We start from the raw sequence: 25423 nt of genomic DNA on the forward strand, positions 1-25423 counted from the left end.
GGCTCGAGCAGCCGGCGCCGCCTCCCTCACTCGATCCCCAGCACCTTGAACAGGAAGGCGTATTCCAGGGCAGCGTCCCGGTACGCTTGGTAACGGCCACTCATCCCGGCGTGGCCGGCATCCAGGTCGGTCTTCAGCAGCAGCAGGTTGCTGTCGGTCTTGCTGGCGCGCAGCCTGGCCACCCACTTGGCTGCCTCCCAGTACTGCACGCGGCTGTCGTTGTAGCCGGCCACGACGAGGATCGCCGGGTAGGCCTGGGCGCGGACGTTCTCGTAGGGCGCGTAGCCCTTGATCCGCTGGTAGACGACCGGGTCGCTGGGATTGCCCCATTCGTCGTACTCGGTGACGGTCAGCGGCAGCTCGGGGTTCAGCATGGTGTTCAGCACGTCGACGAAGGGCACCTCGGCGATGGCAGCGGCGAACAGCTCGGGGCGCTGGTTGAGCACCGCGCCGATCAGCAGGCCGCCGGCGCTGCCACCGCTGATTGCCAGGCGCTGCGGGGTGGTGTAGCCGGCGGCGATCAGCTGCTCGGCACAGGCGATGAAGTCGTCGAAGGTGTTGTGCTTGTGCTCCAGCTTGCCGGCCCGGTACCAGGCCTCGCCCAGCTCGCCACCGCCGCGCACGTGGGCGATGGCGAACACGAAACCGCGCTCCAGCAGGCTCAGGCGGGCGTGGGAGAACCAAGGATCCAGGCTCGAGCCGTAGGCGCCGTAGCCGTACAGGTAGAGCGGCGCCGGGCGGCCGGCGGCGAGCACTTCGCGGCGCGCCACCAAGCTGATTGGCACCTGGGTACCGTCCGGCGCTGTGGCCCAGATCCGGCGGCTCTCGTAGGCGTCGGCGTTGAAGGGGCCTTCCACCGGGGTTTCCTTGAGCACCTTCTGCTCGCCGCTGGCCAGGTCCAGCTGGCGGATCTGCGCGGGGCGGTTCAGCGACTCGTAGCGCAGGCGGATCACCGGGCTGTCGAATTCCAGATTGTCCTGCACGTACAGGCTGTAGGTGGCATCCGGCAGCTTGACCCGCGCCGGTGCCTGGCCGGCGGCACGCACCTCGATGATTGGCAGGCCCTGCTCGCGCAGGCTGAGGACGATGGCGTCGCGGTTCAGGCTGACGTCCTCGAGCATCACCTGCGGGTCGTGGCCGATCAGCTCGCGCCAGTAGGGACGCTCTGGGGTAGCATCCAGGGCGGCGTAGAGCGCGAAGTTGATGCCGGCCTGGTTGCTGCGGATCAGCCAGGCCCAGGCACCGTCCAGGCAGCCGTGATCGACGTAGTACTCGTGGCCTTCTTCGCGGGGTGCCAGGCAGCGGAAGGCCTGCTCCGGATGTTCGGCGTCCAGCACCCAGGTCTCGCTGGTGGTCTTGCTGTTGAGCAGCAACAGAAGTTGACGCTCGGAGCTGGAGCGGTAGCAGCTGAGGAAGAAGCGCCCGTCCGGCTCGTGGAACACTTCCTCGGCGCTGGCTTCGCCCAGGCGGTAGCGGAACAGCCTGTGCGGGCGGTGGGTGTCGTCCAGGGTGGCGAAGAACAGGGTGCGGTTGTCGTTGGCCCATGTCAGGCTGCCGTCGCAGGATTCGAAGGGCAGGGGGATGACCTCGCCGCTGGCCAGGTTCTTGACGTAGAGGCGGAAGACTTCCTCGCCGCTGCTGTCCAGGCTGTAGGCCAGCCAGGCGTGGTCTGGGCTGATGCTGAAGGCGCCCAGGGACAGGTAGCCACCGCCGGCCAGGGCGTTGGGGTCGAGCAGCAGTTGCTCGGCGCTTTCGTCCACCTTCAGGGAACCGTCGGCCGGGCGTGGGCAGCGGTAGTGGCGCGGGTACTCGTCGCCGGCGCTGGTGCGTGTGTAGTACAGCCAGGGGCCCCAGGGCACAGGGAGGGACAGGTCGGTCTCGCGGATGCGGCCTTTGATCTCCTGGAACAGCCGCTCGCGCAGCTCGGCCTGATCGGCCAGCTCGGCCTCCAGATAGGCGTTTTCCGCTTTCAGGTACTCCAGCACCTCCGGAGCGTCGCGGTTCTCCAGCCAGCGGTAGGGATCGGAGCCGGGTTCGATGCGGGCGACGGGAGGTTGGGGCATGGGCATTCCTCTGTTGCGGACGGCAGGTGCGCCGGGCCGGCGAAAAGCCGTTATGATAAGCGCCCCTTTGTCAGCCTCGCCACGGAACGCGATGATCGAAAACGACTACCTGCTCGCCTGGGGCGCCTATGCGGTCGCCGCGCTTGGTTGCCTGCTGGTCTGGTTCCGGATGACCGGCTGGATGTGGCGTTATCTGCGCGAGCCGCTGCGCGTGCTGGTGGCCGTTCTGCTGTTCACCCCGACCATCGTCGATCCGGCCCGCGAGCTGTTCGCCCCGGCCATCGCCATCAGTGCCCTGGATCTGGCCTTCAAGGTCGGCAACAACGCCTGGCGCGCGGTGGCCGACCTGGCCCTGTACGGCATCATCGCCTTCGTCCTCTACCTGCTGTTCGTGCTGATCCGCTGGCCGCTGGAGAGCTGGTGGAAGCGGCGCAGGGCCGAGGCCGCACCGGCCCAGGACGAGGGCGACGAGCCAACCCTGCGCGAGGTGCTGGCCCGCGAGCGCTCCCCGGGCGGAGCACGGGGCGAGCCGCGCCTCTGAGTCTGCGCCCGACCGCCCTCCCGCAGTATCCCGGCATCCCTTGATTCTCGCGGAGAGGCCCTTCAGCATGGGGCCTTCCGTCCGTGGAAGGCTGCGCCGGCGGGCGCTCGCTACCGCGGTGAGAACAGCAACGCTTTGCCACGAGAACCCTGAGCCATGTGCGAACTGCTGGGCATGAGCGCCAACGTGCCGACCGACATCGTTTTCAGCTTCACCGGCCTGATGCAGCGCGGCGGCGGCACCGGTCCGCACCGCGACGGCTGGGGCATCGCTTTCTACGAGGGGCGCGGCCTGCGCCTGTTCCAGGACCCGGCGCCGAGCGTCGAGTCGGAGGTGGCCAAGTTGGTGCAGCGCTATCCGATCAAGAGCGAGACGGTGATCGGCCATATTCGTCAGGCCAACGTCGGCCGGGTCTGCCTGGCCAACACCCATCCCTTCGTGCGCGAGCTCTGGGGACGCAACTGGTGCTTCGCCCACAACGGCCAGCTTGCCGATTTCCAGCCGGAGCCGGGCTTCTACCGCCCGGTGGGCGACACCGACAGCGAGACGGCCTTCTGTGACCTGCTCAACCGGGTGCGCCGCGCCTTCCCCGAGCCGGTGGCGGTGGAGATCCTCCTGCCTACCCTGATCGGCGCCTGTGCCGAGTACCGCGGCAAGGGGGTGTTCAACTGTCTGCTCAGCAACGGCGACTGGCTGTTCGCCTTCTGTTCCAGCAAGCTGGCCAGCATCACCCGCCGCGCGCCCTTCGGCCCGGCGCAGCTGAAGGACGTGGACGTCACCGTGGACTTCCAGGCGGAAACCACCCCGGACGACGTGGTCACCGTGCTGGCCACCGAGCCGCTGACCGCCAACGAGACCTGGCGGATCTTCCAGCCCGGCGAGTGGACCCTGTGGCGGCGCGGCGAGTGCGTGGCCCATGGCCGGGTGGACGGCTGATGCTGCGCGGCTACCTGCGCCTGCTGCTGTTCGCCTTCGGCCTGCTGGTCGGCGTGCAGGTGCCTGGCTTCGTCGACGACTACGCCAAGCGCGTGGCCGCCCACCGCGCCGAGTCGGAGGAGAGCCTGCTGGGCTTCCGCGAGACCGCTGCGCGCTTCTTCGATGGCGACCTGAACGCCCTGGTCGCCCATTACCGGGCCAGCAGCGATGCGGTGATGCAGAGCGATGCCGAGAGCGTCGGCCATCTGGTGGCCCGCGCCGAGCTGCTGGAGGACGAGTGGCTGGCCATGCATGGGCCCTGGTACGCGCAGGTCTGGCACCTGGCGAGCGCCGCCGACCGGGCGCTGCTCGCGGAAACCTTCGAGGCCTACAGCTACCAGGTGCTGCTGGCGCCGCAGGCGATCGCCTGGGGCCTGGGCAGCGGGCTGCTGCTGGCCTGGCTGGTGGAGCTGCTGGGCCTGGCCGTCGGCTGGCTGCTCGGCAGTGGGCGGCGTCGCGAGCAGCGCCTCAACGCCCGGCGCTGGAGCTGAGCACTCAGGCGCCCTTGCCGTGGGCCTGGGCGGCCAGTTGGCTGGCATCCACCCGTACGAACACCGAGTCGCCCACCGCGGTGAGCACCTCGCCGGCGTAGATCTCGCAGATTACCCGGGTCTTGCGCCCGACCTCTCCCTCGACACGCGCCCTCAGCTGCAGCGGCACGCCCATGGGGGTCGGCTTGATGAACTTGATGCCCAGGTTGCCGGTGACGCACTCGATGCGCGGCAGGCTGCCCGGCTCGCGACCCTCGGCGCGGTAGTGGTAGGCCATGGCGGTCCAGTTGGAGTGGCAGTCCACCAGCATGGCGATCAGCCCGCCGTAGACCAGGTCCGGCCAGCCGCAGTGCATGGGGTCGGGGAGGTGCTCGGCGACTACGTGGATGCCGTCCTCGTGCCAGCGGCTCTTGATGTGCAGGCCGTGGGGGTTGCGGCTGCCGCAGCCGTAGCAGACTCCGTCCGGGGCTGCGGCGTCCTGCAGGGGAAGCTCGTGCATGATGGTTCGACTCTGTGGCAGGGAAGAAGCGACCAAGCCTAACGGCTTTCGCTGCAAAGCAGAACGGGCCCGTGGGGCCCGTCCGCGTCACTTGGCGAGGAAGCGCATGCCTTCTTCCAGTCCCTGGAGGGTCAGGGGATACATCTGGTTGTTGATCAGCTCGCGGATGATCCCGGTGGAGGCGGTGTAGTTCCAGGTGTCCTTCGGGTAGGGGTTGATCCAGATGAGCTTCTTGTACTTTTCCATGAAGCGCTGCATCCACACGTAGCCGGCTTCCTCGTTCCAGTGCTCGACGCTGCCGCCGGGCTGGGTGATTTCGTAGGGCGCCATGGCGGCGTCGCCGACGAACACGACCTTGTAGTCCGGGCCGTACTTGTGCAGCAGATCGAGGGTAGAGGTGCGCTCGCTCATGCGCCGCAGGTTGTTCTTCCACACGCTCTCGTAGATGAAGTTGTGGAAGTAGAAGTACTCCAGATGCTTGAACTCGGTGCGGCAGGCGGAGAACAGCTCCTCGCAGACCTTTACGTGGGCATCCATGGAGCCACCGATGTCGAGCAGCAACAGCAGCTTCACGGCGTTGCGCCGCTCCGGGCGCATCTGGATGTTGAGCAGACCGCCGTCGCGCGCTGTGTGGTCGATGGTGCCCTGCAGGTCGAATTCCTCGGCCGCCCCCTCGCGGGCGAACTTGCGCAGGCGGCGCAGGGCGATCTTGATGTTGCGGGTACCCAGCTCCACCTGGTCATCAAGGTTCTTGTACTCGCGCTGGTCCCAGACCTTGACCGCGCGGCCCTGGCGCTTGCCGGCATCGCCGATGCGAATGCCTTCCGGGTTGTAGCCGCCGGAGCCGAACGGGCTGGTGCCGCCGGTGCCGATCCACTTGTTGCCGCCGGAGTGCTTCTCCTTCTGCTCCTCGAGGCGCTTCCTGAATTCCTCGATCAGCCTGTCGAGGCCGCCGAGGCTTTGGATCTGCGCCTTCTCCTCGTCGGTCAGGTAGCGCTCGAACTCCTTGCGCAGCCATTCCTCGGGAATCATCGCCTGGAGGAAGTCGTCGAGCTTCTCCAGGCCGTTGAAGTAGGCGGCGAAGGCACGGTCGAATTTGTCGAAGTGGCGTTCGTCCTTGACCATCACGGTGCGCGCCAGGTAGTAGAACTCGTCTAGGTCGGCGAACACCATGTTGTGCTTCAGCGCGTTGATCAGGTCGAGCAGCTCGCGCACCGATACCGGTACCTTGGCCGCGCGCATTTCATTGAACAAACCAAGCAGCATGCTTACCTCGATGGCGGCGCTTCAGATGTCGCCGCTGTGCTGGGGCAGATCGTCCTGGATGCGATACCAGTCCGCCCTGGAATCCACAAAAATGTGCGCCTGGCGCACCGCGCCCAGGGGCGAGTCCAGGGTGCCGAGCGCCACGCCGATTTCCCCGATGCGTTCGTCGATGAACTGCAGGGTGGCGCCGCAGCGCCCGCAGAAGGTGCGCATCACCCCCGGCGAGGACGGGTAGCGGACCACCAGCTCCTCGCCCCGGGTGAAGCGGAAGGCCGCCAGTGGTACCCCCGCGTAGCTGGCGAAGGCTGCGCCATGGGCCTTGCGGCACATGCTGCAGTGGCAGTGGGTGACTTCCTCGACGGCGTGATCGATGCGGTATCTCACCGCGCCGCACAGGCAGCTGCCTTCAAGCATGGGAAGTCCTCCTGGGTCGGTGGCTCCACCCTCTGGCCCCTCTCTCGCGGGCGGGCGAGGGGATCTTCGTCAGCGGCTGGCGCGGCGGCTCATGAAGGCCAGGCGTTCGAGCAGTTGCACGTCCTGTTCGTTCTTCACCAGCGCGCCGGCCAGCGGCGGGATGGCCTTGGTCGGATCGCGTTCGCGCAGCACCGCCTCGCCGATCTCGTCGGCCATCAGCAGCTTCAGCCAGTCCACCAGCTCGCTGGTGGAGGGCTTCTTCTTCAGGCCCGGCACCTTGCGCACATCGAAGAAGATGTCCAGCGCTTCGGAGACCAGCTCGGCCTTGATGTTCGGGAAGTGCACGTTGACGATTCGCTGCAGGGTCTCGCGGTCCGGGAAGGCGATGTAGTGGAAGAAGCAGCGGCGCAGGAAGGCGTCCGGCAGTTCCTTCTCGTTGTTCGAGGTGATGATGACGATCGGGCGGTGCTTGGCCTTGATGGTCTCGTTGGTCTCGTAGACGTAGAACTCCATCTTGTCGAGTTCCTGCAGCAGGTCGTTGGGGAACTCGATGTCGGCCTTGTCGATCTCGTCGATCAGCAGGACCACGCGCTCGTCGGCCTCGAAGGCCTCCCAGAGCTTGCCCTTCTTGATGTAGTTGCGGACGTCGTGGACCTTCTCGGAGTTCAGCTGGGAGTCGCGCAGGCGGCTCACCGCGTCGTATTCGTAGAGCCCCTGCTGAGCCTTGGTGGTGGACTTGATGTGCCAGGTGATCAGCCGGGCGCCGAAGGCCTCGGCCAGTTGTTCGGCGAGCATGGTCTTGCCGGTGCCCGGTTCGCCCTTGACCAGCAGCGGACGCTGGAGGGTGATGGCGGCGTTGACGGCCAGCTTGAGGTCGTCGGTGGCAACGTACGACTGGGTACCTTCGAACTTCATCGGCAAATCCTCGGAAAGGGTAACGCTCGGCGGCAAACCGGAGGCTTCGGTAATTGTTGGACTGGTGCGCGACTATACCGTGCACGGCGGTGGACTGTGAACGCAGGCGTGCCATTCGGTCACTGAATGGCGGCGGGTACGCCGGGAAGTTGTCATGCGGGGCGGCCGCGGTCGGTCGTCCCTCGTTCGGAACCGTCAGGCCGGCGAAGGTTCGCGGATCGGCGCGGCCACCGGGCGGACGACTGGACGGAGGGCCGGGGCGGGCTTAGTCTCATTTATTTGTCTGGCTTTCTTACCCGAAGGAACACCGCCATGAGCCGCATTTACGCAGACAATGCCCAGTCCATCGGCAATACGCCGTTGATCGCCATCAACCGCCTGGGCCCCAAGGGCGTGACCATCCTGGCCAAGACCGAAGGGCGCAACCCGGGCTATTCGGTGAAGTGCCGGATCGGCGCCAGCATGATCTGGGACGCCGAGGAGCGTGGTGTGCTCAAGCCGGGCATGACCATCATTGAACCGACTTCCGGCAATACCGGCATCGGTCTGGCCTTCGTCGCTGCCGCCCGTGGCTACCCGCTGCTGCTGACCATGCCGGCGTCGATGAGCCTGGAGCGCCGCAAGGTACTCAAGGCTTTGGGCGCCGAGCTGGTGCTCACCGAGCCGGCCAAGGGCATGAAGGGCGCCATCGAGAAGGCCAAGGAGATCCTCGAATCTGCTCCGGACAAGTACTACATGCCGCAGCAGTTCGACAACCCGGCCAACCCGGCGATCCACGAGAAGACCACCGGCCCGGAGATCTGGAACGATACCGACGGTGCCATCGACGTGCTGGTGGCCGGTGTGGGTACCGGCGGGACCATCACCGGGGTGTCGCGCTACATCAAGCAGACCAAGGGCAAGCCGATCCTCTCGGTGGCGGTGGAGCCGAGCGCCTCGCCGGTGATCAGCCAGACGCTGGCCGGCGCGGAGGTCAAGCCCAGCCCGCACAAGATCCAGGGCATCGGTGCCGGCTTCGTGCCTAAGAACCTAGACCTGTCGCTGGTCGACCGCGTCGAGCAGGTGGGCGACGAGGAGGCCAAGGCCATGGCCCTGCGCCTGATGCGCGAGGAAGGCATCCTCTGCGGGATTTCCGGCGGCGCGGCCATGGCGGCGGCGGTGCGCCTGGCCGAGCGGCCGGAGATGCAGGGCAAGACCCTGGTGGTGATCCTCCCCGACTCGGGCGAGCGCTACCTGTCCAGTATGCTGTTCAGTGACCTGTTCGGCGAGCAGGAACTGGTGCAGTAAGACGCGGGCTGCGCGCGGCCCCCGCTCGCCGCGCGCAGCGCTTTAGAAGATCTGCCCGAGGTTCAGGTACAGCGCCTGCTCGTTGTCGTCGTTGCGCCCGTAGCTGAAGTTCAACGGGCCGAGCGGCGTGTCGAAGGCGAAGAACAGGCTGCCGGCATTGATGTAGCCGCTGTCGTAGGCGTTGTCGTTGTTCCAGGCACGGCCGCGCTCCAGGCTGCCGCCCACGTAGACGGGGAAGTCGAAGGGCAGGAAGCTGCGCGGGGTCAGCCGGCGGTAGTAGATCACCCGGCCGAGGCTGACGTTCTGCGCCGCCAGGACATCCTGGCGGAAGCCTGAGAGCTGCAGCGGGCCGCCCAGCTCGAAGCTGGAAGTCACCACCTCCACGTCGTCCACCGTGCGCCCGTAGCGGCCGCCGAACACCCAGGAGTTCGGCCCGTGGCTGAACGCCTTGTCTAGGCTCAGTTCCCACTGCCGGTAGTCGCTGTCCGAGCCCAGCGAGTGCTCGTAGCTGCGCAGGTCGAGGGCGATGCTCTCGCCGGAATGCGGGAAGTTGACGTTGTCCAGGGTGTCGAAGGAGTACTTCAGCTCGTAGAAGCCTTCGCTGAAGCTGAAGCTCGGCAGCTCGGTGGGGCCCAGGCTCACCTCCGCCTCACCCCAGCCCTGCCCGAGGCCGAAGCGGATCTCGCCGCTGTTGGTGATCTGCCGGCCGAGGTTGAGGCCGTAGCCGTAGCGCTCCAGGCGGTATTTGGCGAAGGGCTCGTTGTCCACCAGCAGTTCGACGTTGCGCGCCTCGCCGAACAGATAGGGGGCAACGAAGTAGCGCGAGCCGGCGTCCAGCGGCTGGTAGAACTCGCTGTACAGTTCCTGGTGGTCGCCCAGCTGCAGGCGGGTCAGCCATTCGGCACCGAGGCGGTTTATGCCGTTGACCCGGTAGCTGGCACCGATGTTGAACACGCTCTCGCCGCGCATGTCGTCGGAGAGGTTCAGGCCCAGGCGCAGGTAGTCGGTGCCGGCGCGCTTGCCGTGGGCGTTGATCACCAGGGCGTTGCCGTCCCGCTCGTGGACTACCCGGTAGTGCACCTGCTCGAAGTAGTCGAGGCCGTAGAGGGTGCCCATGTCGTCCTGCAGGCGCTCCAGGTCGAGGGGTTCGCCGAGGCGCTGGCGGATGTAGTGGCGGATGGTCGCGTCGCTGACCTTGGAGGTGTTCTCGATGCGGATCCTGTCGATCACCGGGGTGCGTGCGCCGGGGGCGCGGGCTGCGCTGAGCTCCAGCGGCGGCTCGTCTGCGCGCAGTTCGGCGAGGCGCGGGGCGAGGATCTGGGTGGCGCGGTAACCGGCGTCGATCATTTCCCGGGTGCGCCCGAAGTCGGTGGCCGCGTAGCCGGCCAGCGGCGGCTGGATGAGGATGTCGTCGCTGCGCAGGGTGGCCAGCTGGGCCTCGGAATTGCTGCGGGTCATCAGGGTGATTGACTGGTTCAGCACGTTGAACACCGTCTTCAGGTCGCGGCGTGCCTGTAGCGGCGTGCCGATATCCACCGCGATCACCCGGTCGACACCCATCTCGCGGGCCACGTCGATGGGGATGTTGTCCACCATGCCGCCGTCCACCAGCAGGCGGCCGTCCACCTCGGTGGGGGCGAATACCGCAGGGATCGACATGCTGGCGCGGATCGCCTGTGGCAGGTGGCCGCTGCGGAACACCACCTTGTCGCCGGTGGCGATGTCGGTGGCCACGGCGCGGAAGGGGATGCCCAGGCGGTCGAAGTTGCGGATGTCGCTGGTGTGCACCAGCAGGCTTTCCAGCAGCAGGTTGAGGTTCTGGCCCTGGATCACCCCGAGCGGCAGGCCGAGGCTGCCGTCGTCGCGAAAGCTGATCTTCTGCTTGACCAGGAAGTCGCGGTCGTCCTGCTTGCGGCGGAACGGGATGTCGGCGCGCCGCGGCGCATCGGAGAGCGCCTGCTGCCAGTCGATGCCGAGGGCCAGCTTCTCCAGTTCCTCGGCCTTGTAGCCCGCCGCGTAGAGGCCGCCGATCACCGCGCCCATGCTGGTGCCGGCGATGGCGTCGACCTGGATGCCCTGTTCCTCCAGGGCTTTGAGCACGCCGATGTGGGCCAGGCCGCGGGCCGCGCCGCCGGAGAGCACCAGGCCGACCTTGGGGCGCGGCGACTCGGCAGCGTGCAGGGCGAGCGGGAGCAGCAGGAGGAACAGGCAGAACAGGCGGCGCATGGAAGACTTCCTGGCGGACGGGAACGCGACGGGCGGCGCTATTATAGGTCCGGTCCTTCCTTGCCGAGCCTGTCGCCATGTCCAAGCCGGAAATCGTCATCACCTACTGCACCCAGTGCCAATGGCTGCTCCGCGCCGCCTGGCTGGCCCAGGAGCTGCTCTCCACCTTCGCCGACGATCTCGGCAAGGTCAGCCTGGAGCCGGGCACTGGCGGGGTGTTCCGCATCCAGTGCGACGGCGTGCAGATCTGGGAACGCAAGGCCGACGGCGGCTTCCCCGAAGCCAAGGTGCTCAAGCAGCGGGTCCGCGACATGATCGACCCGGGCCGCGACCTTGGCCACAACGAACGCCCGCGCCAGGGCTGACGGTTTTACCAAGGGCTTACTCAGGTCCGACGCTCGCCGGCCTGGGTGCCGCCTTGCCGTGTCGGGCGACCAGCAGCGAGGCGAGGAGGATCAGCGCGCCGCCAGCCAGCATGCGTAGGGTCGGCTGCTCGTGGAACAGCAGCCAGGCGATGGCGATCCCGTAGACCGGCTCCAGGGCGAGGATCACCGAGGTGCTGCGCGCCTTGAGTACCTTCAGGCTGGCGACGAACAGACTGTGTGCCAGGCCGGTGCACAACACCCCGAGGAGCAGGATCCACAGCCAGTCCAGAGCCGGCACCGCCGGCAGCTGCGGCCAGGCGAAGGCGGCCAGGCAGGCGGTGATCGTCAGGTTCTGCCAGAGTGCCGCCTGTACCGCATCCACCGCGCCGGCGCTGGCCCGGTTGAGCAGCGACAGCAGGGCGAACAGCAGCCCGGAGAGCACCGCCCAGAGCAGGCCAAGGGTGGCCTGGCTGCCGAGCTCGAAGTGCGGGGTGACTAGCGCCAGGCCCAGGCAGACCAGCCCGACCACCAGGTATTCCTGCCGGTGCAGGCGTTCGCGGAACAGCAGCCCCTCGAGCAGCAGAGTGAAGGCCGGGAAACTGGCGAAGCCCAGGGTGGCGATCGCTACCCCGGCGACCTTCACCGCCAGAAAGAAGGTCAGCCAGTGACTGCCCAGCAGCAGGCCGCCGAGGCAGAGTGGTACCAACTGCCGGGGCGTCGGCCGGCGGTCGCCAGCGCCGGCCAGGCGGGCGAACAGGGTCAGGGCGGCTACCGCGAACAGGGCGCGGCCGAAGGTGATCAGCAGCGGCGAGCTGTGCGCCAGCTTGCCGAGCACGCCGGTGAGGCCGAACAGGAAGGCGCCGAGGTGCACGGCGAGCAGGGCATTGCGGTGGTTCATCGGGGGATTCGCATTCTCGTGGTTCAGGCCAGGCGCGCGCCGTTGGGCAGTGGCTTGTCGAAGCTCGCCAGGACCACCCGGCCTGCGTCGTCGTAGACACCGGTCACCAGCACTTCCGAGCGCACCCCGGCGATCCGTTTGGGCGGGAAGTTGCAGACGCAGAGTACCTGGCGGCCGGGCAGTTCTTCGGTGGTGTAGTGGGCGGTGACCTGGGCGCTGGAGGTCTTGATGCCCAGCTCGCCGAGGTCGATTTCCAGCACGTAGGCTGGTTTGATCGCCTTGGCGTTGGGCCAGGCGCGCAGAATGGTACCAACGCGCAGTTCGACGCGCTGGAAGTCCTCCCATTGGATCAGGTTCATGTGGCTGACTCCGCAGTGGTAAACCGCGGCAGTCTAGGCGCTGCGCGCCCACCTGTCTGTCGCGTGGCTAGCGGCTTTTGTCGCGCGCCTCGCGGCGCAGTGCGCGCGGCGTGGTGCCGCAGTGACGGGCAAGGGCGGCGGTGAAGGCGCTCTGCGAGGCGTAGCCGACCTGGCAGGCGATTTCCCCAACCGGCAAGGCGGTCTCGCGCAGCAGGCGCATCCCCAGTTGCAGGCGGCGCTGGCGTACGTAGTCCATGGGCGTCAGCCCGGTCTCGGCGAGGAAGCAGGCGTGGAAGCGCGCGACGGATAGCCCGGCCAGGCGCGCCAGGTCGGCGACCTGCAGGGGATGGGCGGCATGTCGGTCGATATGCGCATCCAGAGCAGCCAGCGGTAGGCGTCCGGAGGGGCGGGACAGGGCGCTCCCGCTGCTCAGGGTGGCCAGCAGCAGAGCGGCGCCCTGGCGGGCGATCAGCGGGTTTTCCAGGGCGCTGGCGGCCAGCCAGTCCACCAGCTGCTGCTGCGCCGGAGCCAGCGCGCCGGTGTGCGGTTTCTCCAGCAGGCGCCGGCCGACGTCCAGATGCTCGCCGAGCTGGGCGCGCAGCCAGTCCTCGCCGGGTACGTCGAGCACCAGGCAGTGACTGCCGCCCCGGCTGCCGCTGCAGGCGTGGTGGGTGGCCGGCGGGATCACTGCCAGACAGTGGCGCAGCACCCGGCTGCCGCGCCCCTCCATCTCGAAGTCCAGTTGGCCGCGCAGGCCGATCACCAGCTGCGGATGCGCGTGGCTGTGGGCGAGGTAGTCGTGGCTGTAGTGGCGCAGGCTGAGGATGGGCTGCATGGCGATGTCTCGGTGGCCGACCTGGCAAGCCTAGGCCGGCCGCGGCGCGGCGCAAAGGTCCGCTCGGCGGAACCTCAGAGGATGACCTTGTCGCGGAGCTTGTCGGCGGCCTGGCTGAGCGCCTGGATGACCCGCTCCTTGTCGTAGTTCTGCACGCTGTTGATGTCCAGGTACATGGAGAAGCCAGGCAGCTCGTGCTCCACGTAGCTGGAAGTGGCGCCCAGGTCGCGGCGGAAGTCCACCACCTGGTAGATCTGCACCGGGCGGGTGAAGCCCTTGACGGTGATCTGGCCCTTGTCGCGGCACATGATCACGTCCTTGACCAGCGAGTAGGTCTCGTGGGAGATGAGGATCTCGCCGGCCTCGGCGGCGCTCTCCAGACGGCTGGCGAGGTTCACCTCGCGGCCGATGATGGTGTAGTCCATGCGCGTGTCGGCGCCGAAGTTGCCCACCGTGCAGTAGCCGGTGTTGATCCCCATGCGGATCTCCAGCGGCTTGGTGATGCCCTGGGCACGCCAGTGCTGACGCAGCACCTTCATGTGCTTGCGCATGGCGATGGCCATGGACACGGCGTTCACCGCGTCCTTCTTGGCGCCCTGGCTGGTGGGGTCGCCGAAGAACACCATGACGCTGTCGCCGACGAACTTGTCGATGGTGCCGCCGTACTTGAGGGCGATCTTCGACATCTCGTTGAGGTAGTTGTTGAGCATGTCGGTGAGTGCCTCGGCTTCCAGCTCCTCGGACAGCTCGGTGAAGCCCTTGATGTCGGAGAAGAACACCGAGAGCTTCTTGCGCTGGGTCTCCAGGCGCACGTGCTTCTTGCCGCTGAAGATCATTTCCCAGACCTGCGGCGACAGGTACTTGGCCAGGCTGCGCGCCAGACGTGCGGCTTTCTCCTGCTCCTGCTTGATCTCGCTGCGTGCCTGGGTCAGGTGCAGGCCCTGCTGGTGCATGTAGTAGGCAGTGGTGGCAATGCACAGGGTGCTGAACAGGATGCACACCAGCGCTACCAGCGCCGGGGTGCTGTCCTTGAACTCCGGCTGCAGCCAGCTGCCTAGCAGCAGCGCGGTGCTCGCGGTGATCAGCAGGGTGACGCCGAGCAGGCGCAGGCTGCCACTGAGCAGTGAGGCGAAGCTGAGGATCATCATCAGCAGCAGACTGGGCACTATGGCGAAACTCATCAGCACTGCGCAGACACCGACGTGCAGGGCGTCGACCGCCAGCAGGACGACGCGCACCCGCTGCGCATGGGCGTGGCGAAAGCGCAGGTCGATCTGGTGGGCCAGGTGGGGATAGAGCAGGGTGTAGGGGACCAGCCAGAGGATGTCGTAGCTGAAGTACTGGACGTAGGTCCCGGCCGCGACGGTGGCCGCAGCAGTCAGGTAGGCCAGCACGCGCGAGTAGTACATGCGCAACGACGAGGAGGGCAGGCCTGGAGACTGCGTGGCACTGGTGGATTTCATCGAGCTGGCGATCCCTGTTGTTGGTGCGTCTCTGCGGGCGCTTGGCCGGTCCATCAAGAAATGGGCCAAAAAATTGACTGGCGGCGATCATAACCAGCCGACATCTTGTCGCCAAGTAGTCGTCATGCCGCTGGGGACGGGGATCTCGTGCTAGCGGGGCGGTTATCGGCAAGCTCGGCGCCGGGGACGGGACCGGCGCCGGAGAGGCAGGCGGTCAGAAGCGGATGCGGCCGGTGAAGGCGTCCTTCAGCATCACCCAGTCGCCCATCAGCGAGTACAGCGGGTATTTGAAGGTGGCCGGCTTGTTCTTCTCGAACACGAAGTGGCCGACCCAGGCGAAGCCGTAGCCCACCACGGGCATGGCCAGCAGCCACAGCCACTGCTGAGTGGCCAGGGCGTAGGCGAGGACGACCAGCACCAGGATGCTGCCCACGTAGTGGAGTCGCCGGCAGGTCGGGTTGCTATGTTCCTGCAGGTAGTAGGGGTAGAACTCGGCGAAGCTGTGGAAGCGTTGTTCGGCGGTTCGCGTGGTCATGACGCACCTCCTGTCGTTCTTGTCGACACCTCTTTCAAGTCTAGATTCGCCGCCCGGCTGGGCCAGTGACATTGCGTGCCAGTCTTGTATCCTTGCTGGCGTCAGTCCCTTATAAGTAGACGTTATGAGCGAGCGTACGACTTCGGCCAGCTGGGCATCCGGCATCGTCCAGGCACTGGAAATGGGTGGTGTCGACTGCCGGGCGCTGTTTGCCGAACTGGGACTGGACTACGAGGCGCTGAGCGATGCCGACGCGCGCTTCCCGCAGGACGGCATGACCCGCCTCTGGGCACGTGCCGTGGAGCTTTCCGGCAACCCGGCGATCGGTTTGAACATGGCCAGCGTGGTGCGCCCCTCGTCCTTCCACGTGGTGGGTTACGCGGTGATGTCCAGCCGCAACCTCAAGGAAGGCTTCACCCGTCTGGTGCGCTACCAGCGGATCATCGCCGAGGGCGCCGATCTCAGCTTCCAGCAGGTGGGCGACAGCTACGGGCTGATCCTCGCCATCCACGGCGACCGCCTGGTGCCGGTGCGGCAGAGCGCCGAGGCGTCCCTGGCCTACACCCTGGCGTTCTGCCGCTGGATGACCGGCAAACCGCTGAAGCCGCGCGAGGTGCGCTTCCAGAGCGACACCCCGGTGGACATCGCGCCCTACCAGCAGGTGTTCCAGGCACCACTGCGCTTCAACGCCGATCACTATGCGCTGATCTTCGAGCGTGCCGACCTGGAGACTCAGCTGCCCAGCGCCAACGAGTCCCTGGCGCAGCTCCACGATCGCTTCGCCGGAGAGTACCTGGCGCGCTTCTCGGGCAGCCGGGTCACCCACCAGGTGCGTCAGGTGCTTTGCCGCCTGCTGCCCCAGGGCGAGCCCAAGCGCGATCTGGTGGCACAGGCTCTGCACCTGTCGCAGCGCACCCTGCAGCGCCGCCTGCAGGAGGAGGGCACCAGCTTTCAGCAGTTGCTCGACGACACCCGCCGCGAGCTGGCCCTTCAGTACCTGTCGCAGCGCAACCTGACCCTGCTGGAGATCTCCTACCTGCTGGGCTTCGCCGACCCCAGCAACTTCTTTCGCGCCTTCCGCCGCTGGTTCGGCAGCACCCCGGGGGAATACCGCAGCCGGCTCTGATCAGTGCCGCCAGAAGGTGGGGATGAACAGCACCAGCACGGTGATGATCTCCAGGCGGCCGATCAGCATGCCCAGGCACAGCAGCCACTTGGCCGTGTTCGGAAGGTCGGCGTAGTTGCCGGCCGGGCCGATCAGCTCGCCGAGGCCGGGGCCGACGCCGGATACCGTGGCTGCTGCGCCGGTCAGCGCGGTGGTCCAGTCCACGCCGAGCAGAGAAAGGCCGAGGGCGATGGTGGCGATGGTGATGGTGAAGAAGAACGAGAAGGCCAGGATGGAGCGGACGATATCCTCGTCCAGGCGGTGGCCGTTGTACTGCTGGCTGATCACCGCGCGCGGGTGGATCAGTTGCTTGAGGTTGGCCTTGAGGAGGATCCAGGCTACCTGGAAGCGGAAGATCTTGATGCCGCCTGCGGTGGAGCCGGAGCAGCCGCCGATGAAGCCCAGGTAGAAGAAGATCATCAGCGCGAAGTTGCCCCACAAGCTGTAGTCGCCGAGGGCGAAGCCGGTGGTCGTGGTGATCGAGGTGACGTTGACCATCACGTGACGCAGGGCGTCCAGCCAGGACATGTCGCGGTCCTGGGTCAGCCAGTACCAGACGCTCAGCAGCAGGCTGGTGGTCAGGATCAGGCTGACCAGTCCACGTACCTGGGCGTCGCGCAGCAGCGCCCTGCGGTTGCCGCGCAGGGTCGCCACATAGAGCACGAAGGGCAGGCTGCCGAGGATCATCACCACCACCGCCACCCAGTGCACCGCCGGCTCCTTCCACTTGGCCAGGGACAGGTCGGAGGTGGAAAAACCGCCGGTGGAGATGGAGGTCATGGCGTGGTTGACCGCATCGAACAGGCTCATTCCGGCCAGCCAGAAGGCTAGGGTGGCGAGCAGACTGATGCCGACGTAGCTGGCGACGATGTACTTGGCGACCATGTGCGAGCGCGGCATGACCTTTTCCGAGCGGTCCGAGGATTCGGTCTGGAATAGCCGCATACCGCCGATGCGCAGCATGGGCAGGATCGCCACCGCCATGCCGATGAAGCCGATGCCGCCCAGCCACTGCAGCATGGAGCGCCAGATCAGCACCCCCGGCGAGGTGTTGTCCAGATCCTCGAGCACTGTGGCGCCGGTGGTGGTGATGCCCGACATGCTCTCGAAGAAGGAGTCCGTGTAGCTCATGTCGCGGGCGAACAGGAAGGGCAGGGCGGCGAACACGCACACCGCCACCCAGCTGCAGACGGTCAGCATGTACATGTCCCGCGGGCGCAGGTGGACGTGCTCCGGGCGCCCGGGGAGGACCAGCGCCAGGCCGGCGATGAAGGTGAGCAGGCTCGACCAGAGGAAGGCGTTGATCTCGCTGGCGCGGTTGAACACCAGCAGGGTGATCATCGGGACGATCATGCTGACCGCCAGGGTAATCAGGAAGATGCCGATGATGAAACCGATGACGCGCAGGGTCGGCAGGGACATGAAATGGGCTCTGGACCAATATGGGGCGGCAGTTTAGTGGACGGGCCGCATCCCGACCAAGTGGGGGCTTCCCAGATGGCCGGCGCTCCATAGAATAACGCGCAGCATTCTTATGGCCTTCTTCGTTCGTACCGATTTCGATCGATCATGCCCAATGCCAATCCCTGCTTGACCTGCGGTGCCTGCTGCGCGCATTTCCGGGTGTCTTTCTTCTGGGGCGAATGTGCCTCCTCTGGGGGCACGGTGCCCGATGACCTGGTGGTCCAGGTCAGTCCCTACCACGTGGCCATGCGCGGCACCGAATGCAAGCCGGCACGCTGCGTCAGCCTGCTCGGCGAGGTCGGCGGCCAGGTGCGCTGCACCATCTACGAGCAGCGCTCCTCGCCGTGTCGGGATTTCGCCGCCTCCTGGAGCGACGGCCAGGCCAACCCACGCTGCGACGCGGCGCGCGCTGCCCACGGCCTGCCGCCTCTGGAACCGCCGCTGGAGCCGCTGCTGAGTCCGGATCGGGCGGCCTGATCGGCTATCATGGCGCCTCCCTTGTAACTGGAGGTGGCCGATGGAGGCTCTTGACGTTCTGCTCAACCGCGTATCCCAGGCCCGTCTGCAGGACCCGGCGCCATCCGCCGCGCAGCGTGACATCCTGTTCCGTGCTGCCCTGCGCGCGCCCGACCACGGCTACCTGCGCCCCTGGCGCTTCCTCTGCGTGGAAGGCGAGGCCCGCCAGCGCCTGGGCGAGCTGTATGCGGCCGCGCTGCTGAGGAAGAATCCTGAAGCGGCCCCCGAGGCTCTGGCCAAGGCCCGCGCCATGCCGCTGCGCGCACCGCTGCTGGTGGTGGTGATCGCCAAGGTCCAGAAACATCCCAAGGTGCCCGAGGAAGAGCAACTGCTGTCCGCTGGCTGCGCCGCCCACGGCATTCTGCTCGCCGCCCACGCCCAGGGCTTCGGTGCCATCTGGCGCACCGGCGAGATGGCCCACGACCGCTGCGTCGCCGAGGGACTGGGCCTGGCCGCCAACGAACGGATCGTCGGCTTCCTCTACCTGGGCTCCGTGGAGGGCGAACGGCGCAATGCGCCGCAGCTGGATCCGGTGGACTTCGTCAGCAACTGGTAATTCCCGTCTTCAGTGCCCGCCGGCGCTGCCGCCTCCGATGCTGGCCGGCAGCGGGCGGGTCAACAGCACGGCAAGCATGCTCACCCCCAGGGCGATGCCGATGAAATGGAAGGCGTCGTTGTAGGCCATGATCAGCGCCTGCTGGTGGACCAGTTCGTTGAGCTTGCCAAGTGCTGCCTGCTCGCTGCCCAGGCGTTCGCCCAACTGCGCCAGGCGCTCGGCGACCTGTGGGTTGCCGGGGGCCACCGCCTCGCGCAGGTAGTCGAAATACACCTTGGCGCGGCTGTCCAGAAGCGTGGCCAGCAAGGCGATGCCGATCGCCCCGCCGAGGTTGCGCAGGATGTTGAACAGGCTGGAGGCCGAGCCGGCGTCCTGGGGAAGGGTGTAGGCGGTGGCGATCAGCGAGATGGTCACCATCACCAGCGGCTGGCCGAGGGCGCGGATGATCTGGATATGGTTGAACTGCTCGCCGGCGAAGTCTGGGTTGAGCACCCCGGAGGCGAAGCTGGCCAGGCCGAACAGGCCGAAGCCGGCGGCGCACAGCAGCTTCGGCGGGATGCGCTTCATCAGTTTGGGCACCAGCGGGATGAGGAACAGCTGGGGAATGCCCATCCACATGATCACCTCGCCGATCTGCAATGCGTTGTAGCCCTGGATCTGCGCCAGGTACAGCGGCAGTACGTAAATCGAACCGTACAGGCCGATACCCAGGCCCACGCTGGAGATGCTCGCCAGGCCGAAGTTGCGCTCGCGCAACACGCTCAGGTTGATCAGCGGCTGCGGGCGGGACAGCTGGAGGATGACGAACAGCACCAGGCTGACCAGGGCGATGCCGCCCAGGCCGACGATCAACTGCGATTCCAGCCAGTCCTTGCGGTGGCCCTCTTCAAGGAACACCTGCAGGCAGCCGAGGCCCAGGCCGAGAGTGAGGATGCCGGCGTAGTCGGTGGTCCTCAGCAGCGCCCAGTGCGGTGGTTTCCTTTCCAGACCGTAGAGCAGTCCGGCGATCATCAGCAGGCCCGGCGGCACGTTGATGTAGAAGATGTATTCCCAGCCCCAGTTCTCGGTCAGCCAGCCGCCCAGGGTCGGGCCGATGGCCGGGGCGAAGGTGGCGGTCACGGCGAACAGCGCCATGCCCTTGGGGCGCTGGTGCTCGGGCAGCCTGATCAGGGTGAGGGTGAAGGCAAGGGGGATCAGCGCGCCACTGGTGAAACCCTGCAGGGCGCGGAACAGGATCATGCTCTCCAGGTTCCAGGCCATCGAGCAGAGCAGCGAGGAGGCCAGGAAGCCCAGCGACACCCAGAGCGCCAGGCGTCGTGCGGAGAGCAGCTGCACCAGCCAGGCGGTCAGCGGGATCATGATGATCTCCGCTACCAGATAGGAGGTGGATATCCACGAGCCTTCCTCCAGGGTGGCGGACAGCGCGCCCTGGATGTCCTTCAGCGAGGAGTTGGTGATCTGGATGTCCAGTACCGCCATGAAGGCGCCGAGCATGGCGCTCATCACCGCGATCCAGTCGCGGCGGCTGGGCTCGGCGGTGGGCCGCACCAGCGCCTCAGCCGCCACTGGCTTCGGCCTTCAGGTGGACCTTGACCAGCACCGACATGCCGGGGCGGATCTTGCCGCGCAGCGGGTTATCGGCAGCGAGGGTCAGCTTCACCGGAATGCGTTGCACCACCTTGGTGAAGTTGCCGGTGGCGTTGTCCGGCGGCAGCAGGCTGAACTGCGCGCCGGAGGCGGCGAACAGACTGTCCACCCGGCCCTCGATGGAGGTGTCGGGGAAGCTGTCGAAGACCAGTTCGGCGCGCTGTCCGGGCTGCATGCGGCCGATCTGGGTTTCCTTGAAATTGGCCTGCACCCAGATGTCCTCGTCCGGGACCACCGCCAGCAGGTAGGCGCCGGCCTGCACGAACTGGCCGTTGCGTGCCGAGCGCTGGCCGACCAGGCCGCTGATCGGCGCGCGGATCTCGGTGCGGCTGAGATTCAGCTCGGCCTGAGCCAACTCGGCGCGGGCGGTGGCGATCAGGGCGTCGAGGCGCTTGAGCTCGGCATTCAGGGTGTCCAGCTGCTGGCGTCGGGCGGTCAGGTCCGCCTGTGCCTTGGCGTAGCGCGAACGGGCCACCTGGCTGTCGGCGCTTAGGGTGGTGACCCGTTCCTCGGAGACGAAGCCGGGCTTGCGCAGCGCCTGGGCGCGGGCCAGGTCTAGGCGGGTGCGCTCCAGGGTCGCTTGGCTGGCGGCCAGGTCCGCCTCGCTGGCGGCGATCAGGCTGGATTGGCGGTTAAGCTCGCTCTGCGCCTGGACGCGCTCCGCCTCGCGGGTGGCCAGGGCGGCGCGGGCGCGCTCCACGGCCAGACGGAAGTCGTCGGCCTCCAGCCGGACCAGCAGCTGGCCACGCTCCACGTGCTGGTTGTCGCGCACCAGCACCTCCTCGATGCGCGCGGACAGCTGGCTGGAGAGGCGGGTGATCTCGCCCTGCACGTAGGCATTGTCGGTACTTTCCACGAAGCGGCCGACGAACAGCCAGTGGGTGAGGAGGCCGGCCAGGACCAAGCCGAGCACGACAAGGAAGACTGTCAGGCGGCGTTGTAGTTGTGTGGGCATGCGGATGCTCGCGAGGCAGGCAAAAGTGTTGGCAAATGTAACAATGTTGCCCTTGGGGTAATAGACGCTACACTCCGGACACTTTGTTGCTTGTGAGGAACAATCATGGGGCTGGATGATGCCCTGGTCTTCACCCGCGTGGTGGAATGCCACAGCTTCACCTTGGCTGCCCAGGTGCTGGGCATGCAGAAATCCACGGTCAGTCGGCGCATCGCCATGCTCGAGGAACGCCTCGGCGTGCGCCTGCTCAACCGTACCACCCGCAAGCTGCGTCTCACCGAGGTGGGACAGGCCTATTACGAGCGCTGCCGGCAGATCATGTTGGACTTCGCCGAGGCCGAGCAGGCGGTCATGCAGCTGCAGCAGGAACCGGCCGGGCTGCTGCGCATCACTGCGCCCATCGAGTTCGGCCAGTTGTTCCTCGGCCGGGTGCTCGGGGCCTTCATGCGTCAGTACCCGCAGATCACCGCCGAGGTGGAGCTCACCTCGCGTCACGTGGACGTGGTGGAGGAGGGCGTGGACATCGCCATCGCCCTCGGCCAGCCGCAGGACTCCACGCTGATCGCCCGCAAGCTGTTCGAAAGCCGCCGCTATTTCTACGCCAGCCCCGGTTACCTGCAGGCCCACGGAACGCCGCGGAGCACTGCCGAGCTGGCCGGCCACCGGGCCATCCTGCTGCCCAGCGACTCGCAGCGCTACTGGCCGCTGGCGAACGAGAGCGTGCCCTGCCAGCGGGTGTTGTTCTGCAACAACATCACCTTCGTGCGCGAAGCGGCCATCGCCGGAGCCGGGATCTGTGGCCTGCCGGCGATGATCTGCCAGGAGGCCCTGGCCGCCGGCAGCCTGGTGCAGCTGCTGCCGGAGGCCCGACTGTCCTCCGGCGAGCTCTACGCCCTGTATCCGTCACGGCGTTTCCAGGCGATGAAGGTCAAGGCCTTCCTCGACTTCCTGATGCGCAGCCTGGCGGTGGACGAGGGCCGCGTGCTGGAGCCGACCTCGGTCGGCCTGATAACATCGCGACTTTGATCCCTTCCTCTGTTTCGCCTCTTCCCGAGAGATTTCCATGACCACTGTTCGCACCCGCATCGCGCCGTCGCCCACTGGCGATCCGCACGTCGGCACCGCCTATATCGCTTTGTTCAACCTGTGCTTCGCCCGGCAGCACGGCGGTCAGTTCATCCTGCGCATCGAGGATACCGACCAGTTGCGCTCGACCCGCGAGTCCGAACAGCAGATCTTCGACGCCCTGCGCTGGCTGGGCATCGAGTGGGACGAAGGCCCGGACGTCGGCGGCCCGCACGGCCCCTACCGGCAGAGCGAGCGTGGCGAGATCTACAAGAAGTACTCGGACGAGCTGGTCGCCAAGGGCCACGCCTTCCCCTGCTTCTGTTCCGCCGAGCGCCTGGAGAAGGTGCGTGCCGAGCAGATGGCGCGCAAGGAAACCCCGCGCTACGACGGCCACTGCCTGCACATCGATCCGGCCGAGGCGCAGCGCCGGATCGCCGCCGGCGAGCCCCACGTGGTGCGCATGAAGGTGCCCAGCGAGGGCATCTGCGAGGTGCCGGACATGCTCCGCGGCACCGTGGAGATCCCCTGGGACCGCATGGACATGCAGGTGCTGATGAAGGCCGACGGCCTGCCCACCTACTTCCTGGCCAACGTGGTGGATGACCACCTGATGGGCATCACCCACGTGCTGCGCGGCGAGGAATGGCTGCCTTCGGCGCCCAAGCTGATCAAACTCTACGAATACTTCGGCTGGGAGCAGCCCAAGCTCTGCTACATGCCGCTGCTGCGCAACCCGGACAAGAGCAAGCTGTCCAAGCGCAAGAACCCCACCTCGATCACCTTCTACCAGCGCATGGGCTTCCTCCCGGAGGCCATGCTCAACTACCTGGGGCGCATGGGCTGGTCGATGCCCGACGAGCGCGAGAAGTTCTCCCTGGCCGAGATGATCGAGCACTTCGACCTGTCGCGGGTCTCCCTGGGTGGGCCGATCTTCGACCTGGAGAAGCTCTCCTGGCTGAACGGCCAGTGGCTGCGCGAGCTGCCCCTGGAGCGCTTCGCCGAGGAGGTGCAGAAGTGGGCCTTCAACCGCGACTACCTGATGAAAATCGCCCCGCACGTGCAGGGCAGGGTGGAGACCCTCAGCCAGATCGCCCCGCTTGCCGGCTTCTTCTTCACCGGCGGGGTGCCGCTGGACGCCAGGCTGTTCGAGCACAAGAAGCTGTCGCCCGACCAGGTGCGCCAGGTCCTGCAGCTGATCCTCTGGAAGCTGGAGGCTCTGCGCCAGTGGCAGAAGGACAGGATCACCGCCTGCATCCAGGCCGTGGCCGAGCACCTGGGGCTCAAGCTGCGCGATGTGATGCCGCTGATCTTCCCGGCGATCACCGGCCAGGCCAGCTCGGTCTCGGTGCTCGACGCCATGGAGATCCTCGGCGCCGACCTGTCGCGCTACCGGCTGCGCCAGGCCATCGAGCTGCTCGGCGGGGTGTCGAAGAAGGAAAGCAAGGAGTGGGAGAAGCTGCTGGCGGCCATCCCTTCCTGAGTCGCCAGGGTAAGTGGTTGTTCTAACGGTGAATTTTTTTCGCCAAGGCGGAAAAATTCTGTTGACAGCCCGGCGGGGCGCCCCTAATATGCGCCCCGTCCAAGCGACGGGGCTATAGCTCAGCTGGGAGAGCGCTTGCATGGCATGCAAGAGGTCGACGGTTCGATCCCGTCTAGCTCCACCAAATTTGCCGCCGAACGAATTTCCAGCGCGTTCGGTCTACCGAAGGATTCGTCCCCTTCGTCTAGTGGCCTAGGACACCGCCCTTTCACGGCGGTAACAGGGGTTCGAGTCCCCTAGGGGACGCCACTTCAAAGCAGCATCCGTGCTGCGCGTCGCGAGACGTAAAATCCGGGGCTATAGCTCAGCTGGGAGAGCGCTTGCATGGCATGCAAGAGGTCGACGGTTCGATCCCGTCTAGCTCCACCAAATTCCACACAAGGCCAGCCTCAGCGCTGGCCTTGTTCGTCGAAGGATCCGTCCCCTTCGTCTAGTGGCCTAGGACACCGCCCTTTCACGGCGGTAACAGGGGTTCGAGTCCCCTAGGGGACGCCAGTTTCTCCCAGTCTGGGAGTCTCAAGGGTCATTCCATGGTGAATGACCCTTTTTGTTTTTTCCGCGAAAAAACTCTCCGCCCGCGACACCGGTACGGCTTGGGCTGCGCGTGCCGATCGCGCATCATGGGGCAATTCCTAGCATTGGGGGATGCCGTCATGACTGCCACGCTGATCAGCTTTTCCGAGCGCAGTGCCTGCGTGCGGCAGCTTGCCGAGGATCTCGGCCACCAGCTGCGCGAAGTGCTGGCGCGCAAGCCCAGGGCCGGCCTGCTGCTGCCCGGTGGCAGCAGTCCGCAGGCGCTGCTGCCGCTGCTGCGCCGCCAGGCGCTGGACTGGAGCCGGGTGGACCTGAGTCCCACCGACGAACGCTGGGTGGAAGCCGAGGACCCGGCCAGCAATTGGCGGCTGCTCAGCCACGGCCTGCCTGAGGTGGCCTGTCTGGACCCGCGCCAAGCCGAGGACCCGCAAAGCGCCGCCGAGCATTGGGGGCGCAACCTGGAGGGCTGGCAGCCCTTCGCTGCAGTGCTGCTGGGCATGGGCGAGGACGGTCACATCGCCTCGCTGTTTCCCGGCATGCCGGGGCTGGCCGCGGCCCTGGACCTGGGGATGCCGCCCCGCGCCCTGCTCGGCTGGGCGCCGGAGGCGCCGCGCCAGCGCCTGTCGCTCAGCCTGAGCCTGCTCTGCGACTGCGACTGGCTGGGCCTGCTGGCCTTCGGCGCGGTCAAGCGTCGGCTGCTCGAGCAGGCGCTGGCCGACCAGCCGGACAGCCGAGGACTACCGCTGCATGCGCTGCTGCACCAGGAGGCGCGCCCGGTGCGCCTGTACTGGGCGCCCTGAAGCGGCGCGCCAGACGCTGTCGCTGGGCATGATCCCCGGCCGCTTA

25 protein-coding genes and 4 tRNA genes are annotated in these 25423 nt (G+C 66.8%); 15 read left to right on the forward strand and 14 right to left on the reverse strand.

The window, feature by feature from the left end:
• Positions 1–26 precede the first annotated feature (26 nt).
• A complete protein-coding gene (locus H165_RS0104750; RefSeq protein WP_026146363.1) occupies positions 27–2069 on the reverse strand; it encodes a S9 family peptidase in 2043 nt (680 codons plus the stop codon).
• Positions 2070–2154: 85 nt separating this feature from the next.
• On the opposite strand from H165_RS0104750, the gene H165_RS0104755 reads away from it, so the two are divergent.
• From H165_RS0104755 to H165_RS0104765, 3 genes are all read left to right on the forward strand, one after another.
• Complete coding sequence (locus tag H165_RS0104755) at positions 2155–2604, forward strand: hypothetical protein (RefSeq protein WP_017937765.1); 450 nt, start codon at positions 2155–2157, stop codon at positions 2602–2604.
• Between the two features lie 156 nt (positions 2605–2760).
• Positions 2761–3540 (forward strand): class II glutamine amidotransferase, encoded by a 780-nt coding sequence (locus H165_RS0104760; protein WP_017937766.1) that lies wholly within the window; start codon positions 2761–2763, stop codon positions 3538–3540.
• The gene (locus H165_RS0104765) at positions 3540–4070 is read left to right on the forward strand and encodes a DUF2937 family protein (protein WP_017937767.1); all 531 of its coding nucleotides are present in this window, start codon (positions 3540–3542) and stop codon (positions 4068–4070) included. The genes H165_RS0104760 and H165_RS0104765 overlap by 1 nt, the downstream gene beginning before the upstream one ends.
• A 4-nt stretch (positions 4071–4074) precedes the next feature.
• On the opposite strand, the gene H165_RS0104770 is transcribed toward H165_RS0104765, so the two are convergent.
• From H165_RS0104770 to H165_RS0104785, 4 genes are all read right to left on the reverse strand, one after another.
• On the reverse strand, positions 4075–4569 hold the full coding sequence (locus H165_RS0104770; RefSeq protein ID WP_017937768.1) for a PaaI family thioesterase: 495 nt from the start codon (positions 4567–4569) through the stop codon (positions 4075–4077).
• Positions 4570–4656: 87 nt separating this feature from the next.
• On the reverse strand, positions 4657–5835 hold the full coding sequence (locus H165_RS0104775; protein ID WP_017937769.1) for a vWA domain-containing protein: 1179 nt from the start codon (positions 5833–5835) through the stop codon (positions 4657–4659).
• 21 nt (positions 5836–5856) lie between these two features.
• Positions 5857–6249, reverse strand: a complete 393-nt coding sequence (locus tag H165_RS0104780; RefSeq protein WP_017937770.1) for a GFA family protein — start codon at positions 6247–6249, stop codon at positions 5857–5859.
• Positions 6250–6318: 69 nt separating this feature from the next.
• Positions 6319–7164: an AAA family ATPase gene (locus H165_RS0104785; protein WP_017937771.1), complete on the reverse strand. Its 846-nt coding sequence runs from the start codon at positions 7162–7164 to the stop codon at positions 6319–6321.
• Between the two features lie 312 nt (positions 7165–7476).
• On the opposite strand from H165_RS0104785, the gene cysK reads away from it, so the two are divergent.
• Entirely contained in the window at positions 7477–8451 is a 975-nt protein-coding gene (gene cysK, locus H165_RS0104790; protein WP_017937772.1) for a cysteine synthase A, read from the forward strand.
• Between the two features lie 42 nt (positions 8452–8493).
• Here the strand turns inward: cysK and H165_RS0104795 are convergent, their stop codons facing one another.
• Positions 8494–10677, reverse strand: coding sequence for a patatin-like phospholipase family protein (locus H165_RS0104795; RefSeq protein ID WP_017937773.1), 2184 nt, complete (start codon positions 10675–10677; stop codon positions 8494–8496).
• A gap of 77 nt (positions 10678–10754) precedes the next feature.
• Between H165_RS0104795 and H165_RS0104800 the strand changes: the two genes are divergently transcribed.
• Entirely contained in the window at positions 10755–11042 is a 288-nt protein-coding gene (locus tag H165_RS0104800; protein ID WP_017937774.1) for an Rdx family protein, read from the forward strand.
• Between the two features lie 16 nt (positions 11043–11058).
• Here the strand turns inward: H165_RS0104800 and H165_RS0104805 are convergent, their stop codons facing one another.
• From H165_RS0104805 to H165_RS0104825, 5 genes are all read right to left on the reverse strand, one after another.
• Positions 11059–11940 carry a DMT family transporter gene (locus H165_RS0104805; RefSeq protein WP_017937775.1) on the reverse strand — a complete coding sequence of 294 codons (882 nt, stop codon included), beginning with the start codon at positions 11938–11940 and terminating at the stop codon, positions 11059–11061.
• Between the two features lie 23 nt (positions 11941–11963).
• Positions 11964–12299 (reverse strand): tRNA-binding protein, encoded by a 336-nt coding sequence (locus H165_RS0104810; protein WP_017937776.1) that lies wholly within the window; start codon positions 12297–12299, stop codon positions 11964–11966.
• 67 nt (positions 12300–12366) lie between these two features.
• On the reverse strand, positions 12367–13134 hold the full coding sequence (locus tag H165_RS0104815; RefSeq protein WP_017937777.1) for a helix-turn-helix transcriptional regulator: 768 nt from the start codon (positions 13132–13134) through the stop codon (positions 12367–12369).
• Positions 13135–13208: 74 nt separating this feature from the next.
• A complete protein-coding gene (locus H165_RS0104820) occupies positions 13209–14597 on the reverse strand; it encodes an adenylate/guanylate cyclase domain-containing protein (RefSeq protein ID WP_026146364.1) in 1389 nt (462 codons plus the stop codon).
• A gap of 214 nt (positions 14598–14811) precedes the next feature.
• Positions 14812–15132 (reverse strand): Mpo1-like protein, encoded by a 321-nt coding sequence (locus H165_RS0104825; RefSeq protein WP_017937779.1) that lies wholly within the window; start codon positions 15130–15132, stop codon positions 14812–14814.
• 124 nt (positions 15133–15256) lie between these two features.
• On the opposite strand from H165_RS0104825, the gene H165_RS0104830 reads away from it, so the two are divergent.
• Entirely contained in the window at positions 15257–16258 is a 1002-nt protein-coding gene (locus tag H165_RS0104830) for an AraC family transcriptional regulator (RefSeq protein ID WP_026146365.1), read from the forward strand.
• Here the strand turns inward: H165_RS0104830 and H165_RS0104835 are convergent, their stop codons facing one another.
• Positions 16259–17719 carry a TrkH family potassium uptake protein gene (locus H165_RS0104835; RefSeq protein WP_017937781.1) on the reverse strand — a complete coding sequence of 487 codons (1461 nt, stop codon included), beginning with the start codon at positions 17717–17719 and terminating at the stop codon, positions 16259–16261.
• A gap of 147 nt (positions 17720–17866) precedes the next feature.
• Between H165_RS0104835 and H165_RS0104840 the strand changes: the two genes are divergently transcribed.
• Both H165_RS0104840 and H165_RS0104845 read left to right on the forward strand, forming a co-directional pair.
• Positions 17867–18238 carry a YkgJ family cysteine cluster protein gene (locus H165_RS0104840; RefSeq protein WP_026146366.1) on the forward strand — a complete coding sequence of 124 codons (372 nt, stop codon included), beginning with the start codon at positions 17867–17869 and terminating at the stop codon, positions 18236–18238.
• Positions 18239–18278: 40 nt separating this feature from the next.
• Positions 18279–18833 carry a nitroreductase family protein gene (locus tag H165_RS0104845; protein ID WP_017937783.1) on the forward strand — a complete coding sequence of 185 codons (555 nt, stop codon included), beginning with the start codon at positions 18279–18281 and terminating at the stop codon, positions 18831–18833.
• Between the two features lie 9 nt (positions 18834–18842).
• Here H165_RS0104845 and H165_RS0104850 read toward each other — a convergent pair whose 3' ends face one another.
• The gene (locus H165_RS0104850) at positions 18843–20399 is read right to left on the reverse strand and encodes an MDR family MFS transporter (protein WP_017937784.1); all 1557 of its coding nucleotides are present in this window, start codon (positions 20397–20399) and stop codon (positions 18843–18845) included.
• Entirely contained in the window at positions 20389–21435 is a 1047-nt protein-coding gene (locus H165_RS0104855) for an HlyD family secretion protein (RefSeq protein ID WP_026146367.1), read from the reverse strand. Before H165_RS0104855 ends, H165_RS0104850 begins: the two co-directional genes overlap by 11 nt.
• A 105-nt stretch (positions 21436–21540) precedes the next feature.
• Here H165_RS0104855 and H165_RS0104860 point away from each other — a divergent pair, with 105 nt between their 5' ends.
• The 7 genes from H165_RS0104860 to pgl all read left to right on the forward strand — a co-directional run bounded on the left by H165_RS0104860 (position 21541) and on the right by pgl (position 25377).
• Positions 21541–22461: a LysR family transcriptional regulator gene (locus tag H165_RS0104860; protein WP_017937786.1), complete on the forward strand. Its 921-nt coding sequence runs from the start codon at positions 21541–21543 to the stop codon at positions 22459–22461.
• Positions 22462–22498: 37 nt separating this feature from the next.
• Positions 22499–23983, forward strand: a complete 1485-nt coding sequence (gltX, locus tag H165_RS0104865; protein ID WP_017937787.1) for a glutamate--tRNA ligase — start codon at positions 22499–22501, stop codon at positions 23981–23983.
• 108 nt (positions 23984–24091) lie between these two features.
• Positions 24092–24167 (forward strand) — tRNA-Ala (locus tag H165_RS0104870).
• Between the two features lie 49 nt (positions 24168–24216).
• Positions 24217–24292: transfer RNA gene (locus H165_RS0104875), tRNA-Glu, on the forward strand.
• 44 nt (positions 24293–24336) lie between these two features.
• Positions 24337–24412, forward strand: a tRNA-Ala gene (locus H165_RS0104880).
• Between the two features lie 50 nt (positions 24413–24462).
• Positions 24463–24538 (forward strand) — tRNA-Glu (locus tag H165_RS0104885).
• A 158-nt stretch (positions 24539–24696) separates the two neighbouring features.
• Positions 24697–25377: a 6-phosphogluconolactonase gene (pgl, locus tag H165_RS0104890; protein WP_017937788.1), complete on the forward strand. Its 681-nt coding sequence runs from the start codon at positions 24697–24699 to the stop codon at positions 25375–25377.
• Positions 25378–25423 lie beyond the last annotated feature (46 nt).

The sequence above is a fragment of the Pseudomonas thermotolerans DSM 14292 genome (assembly GCF_000364625.1).
Taxonomy (GTDB): domain Bacteria; phylum Pseudomonadota; class Gammaproteobacteria; order Pseudomonadales; family Pseudomonadaceae; genus Aquipseudomonas; species Aquipseudomonas thermotolerans.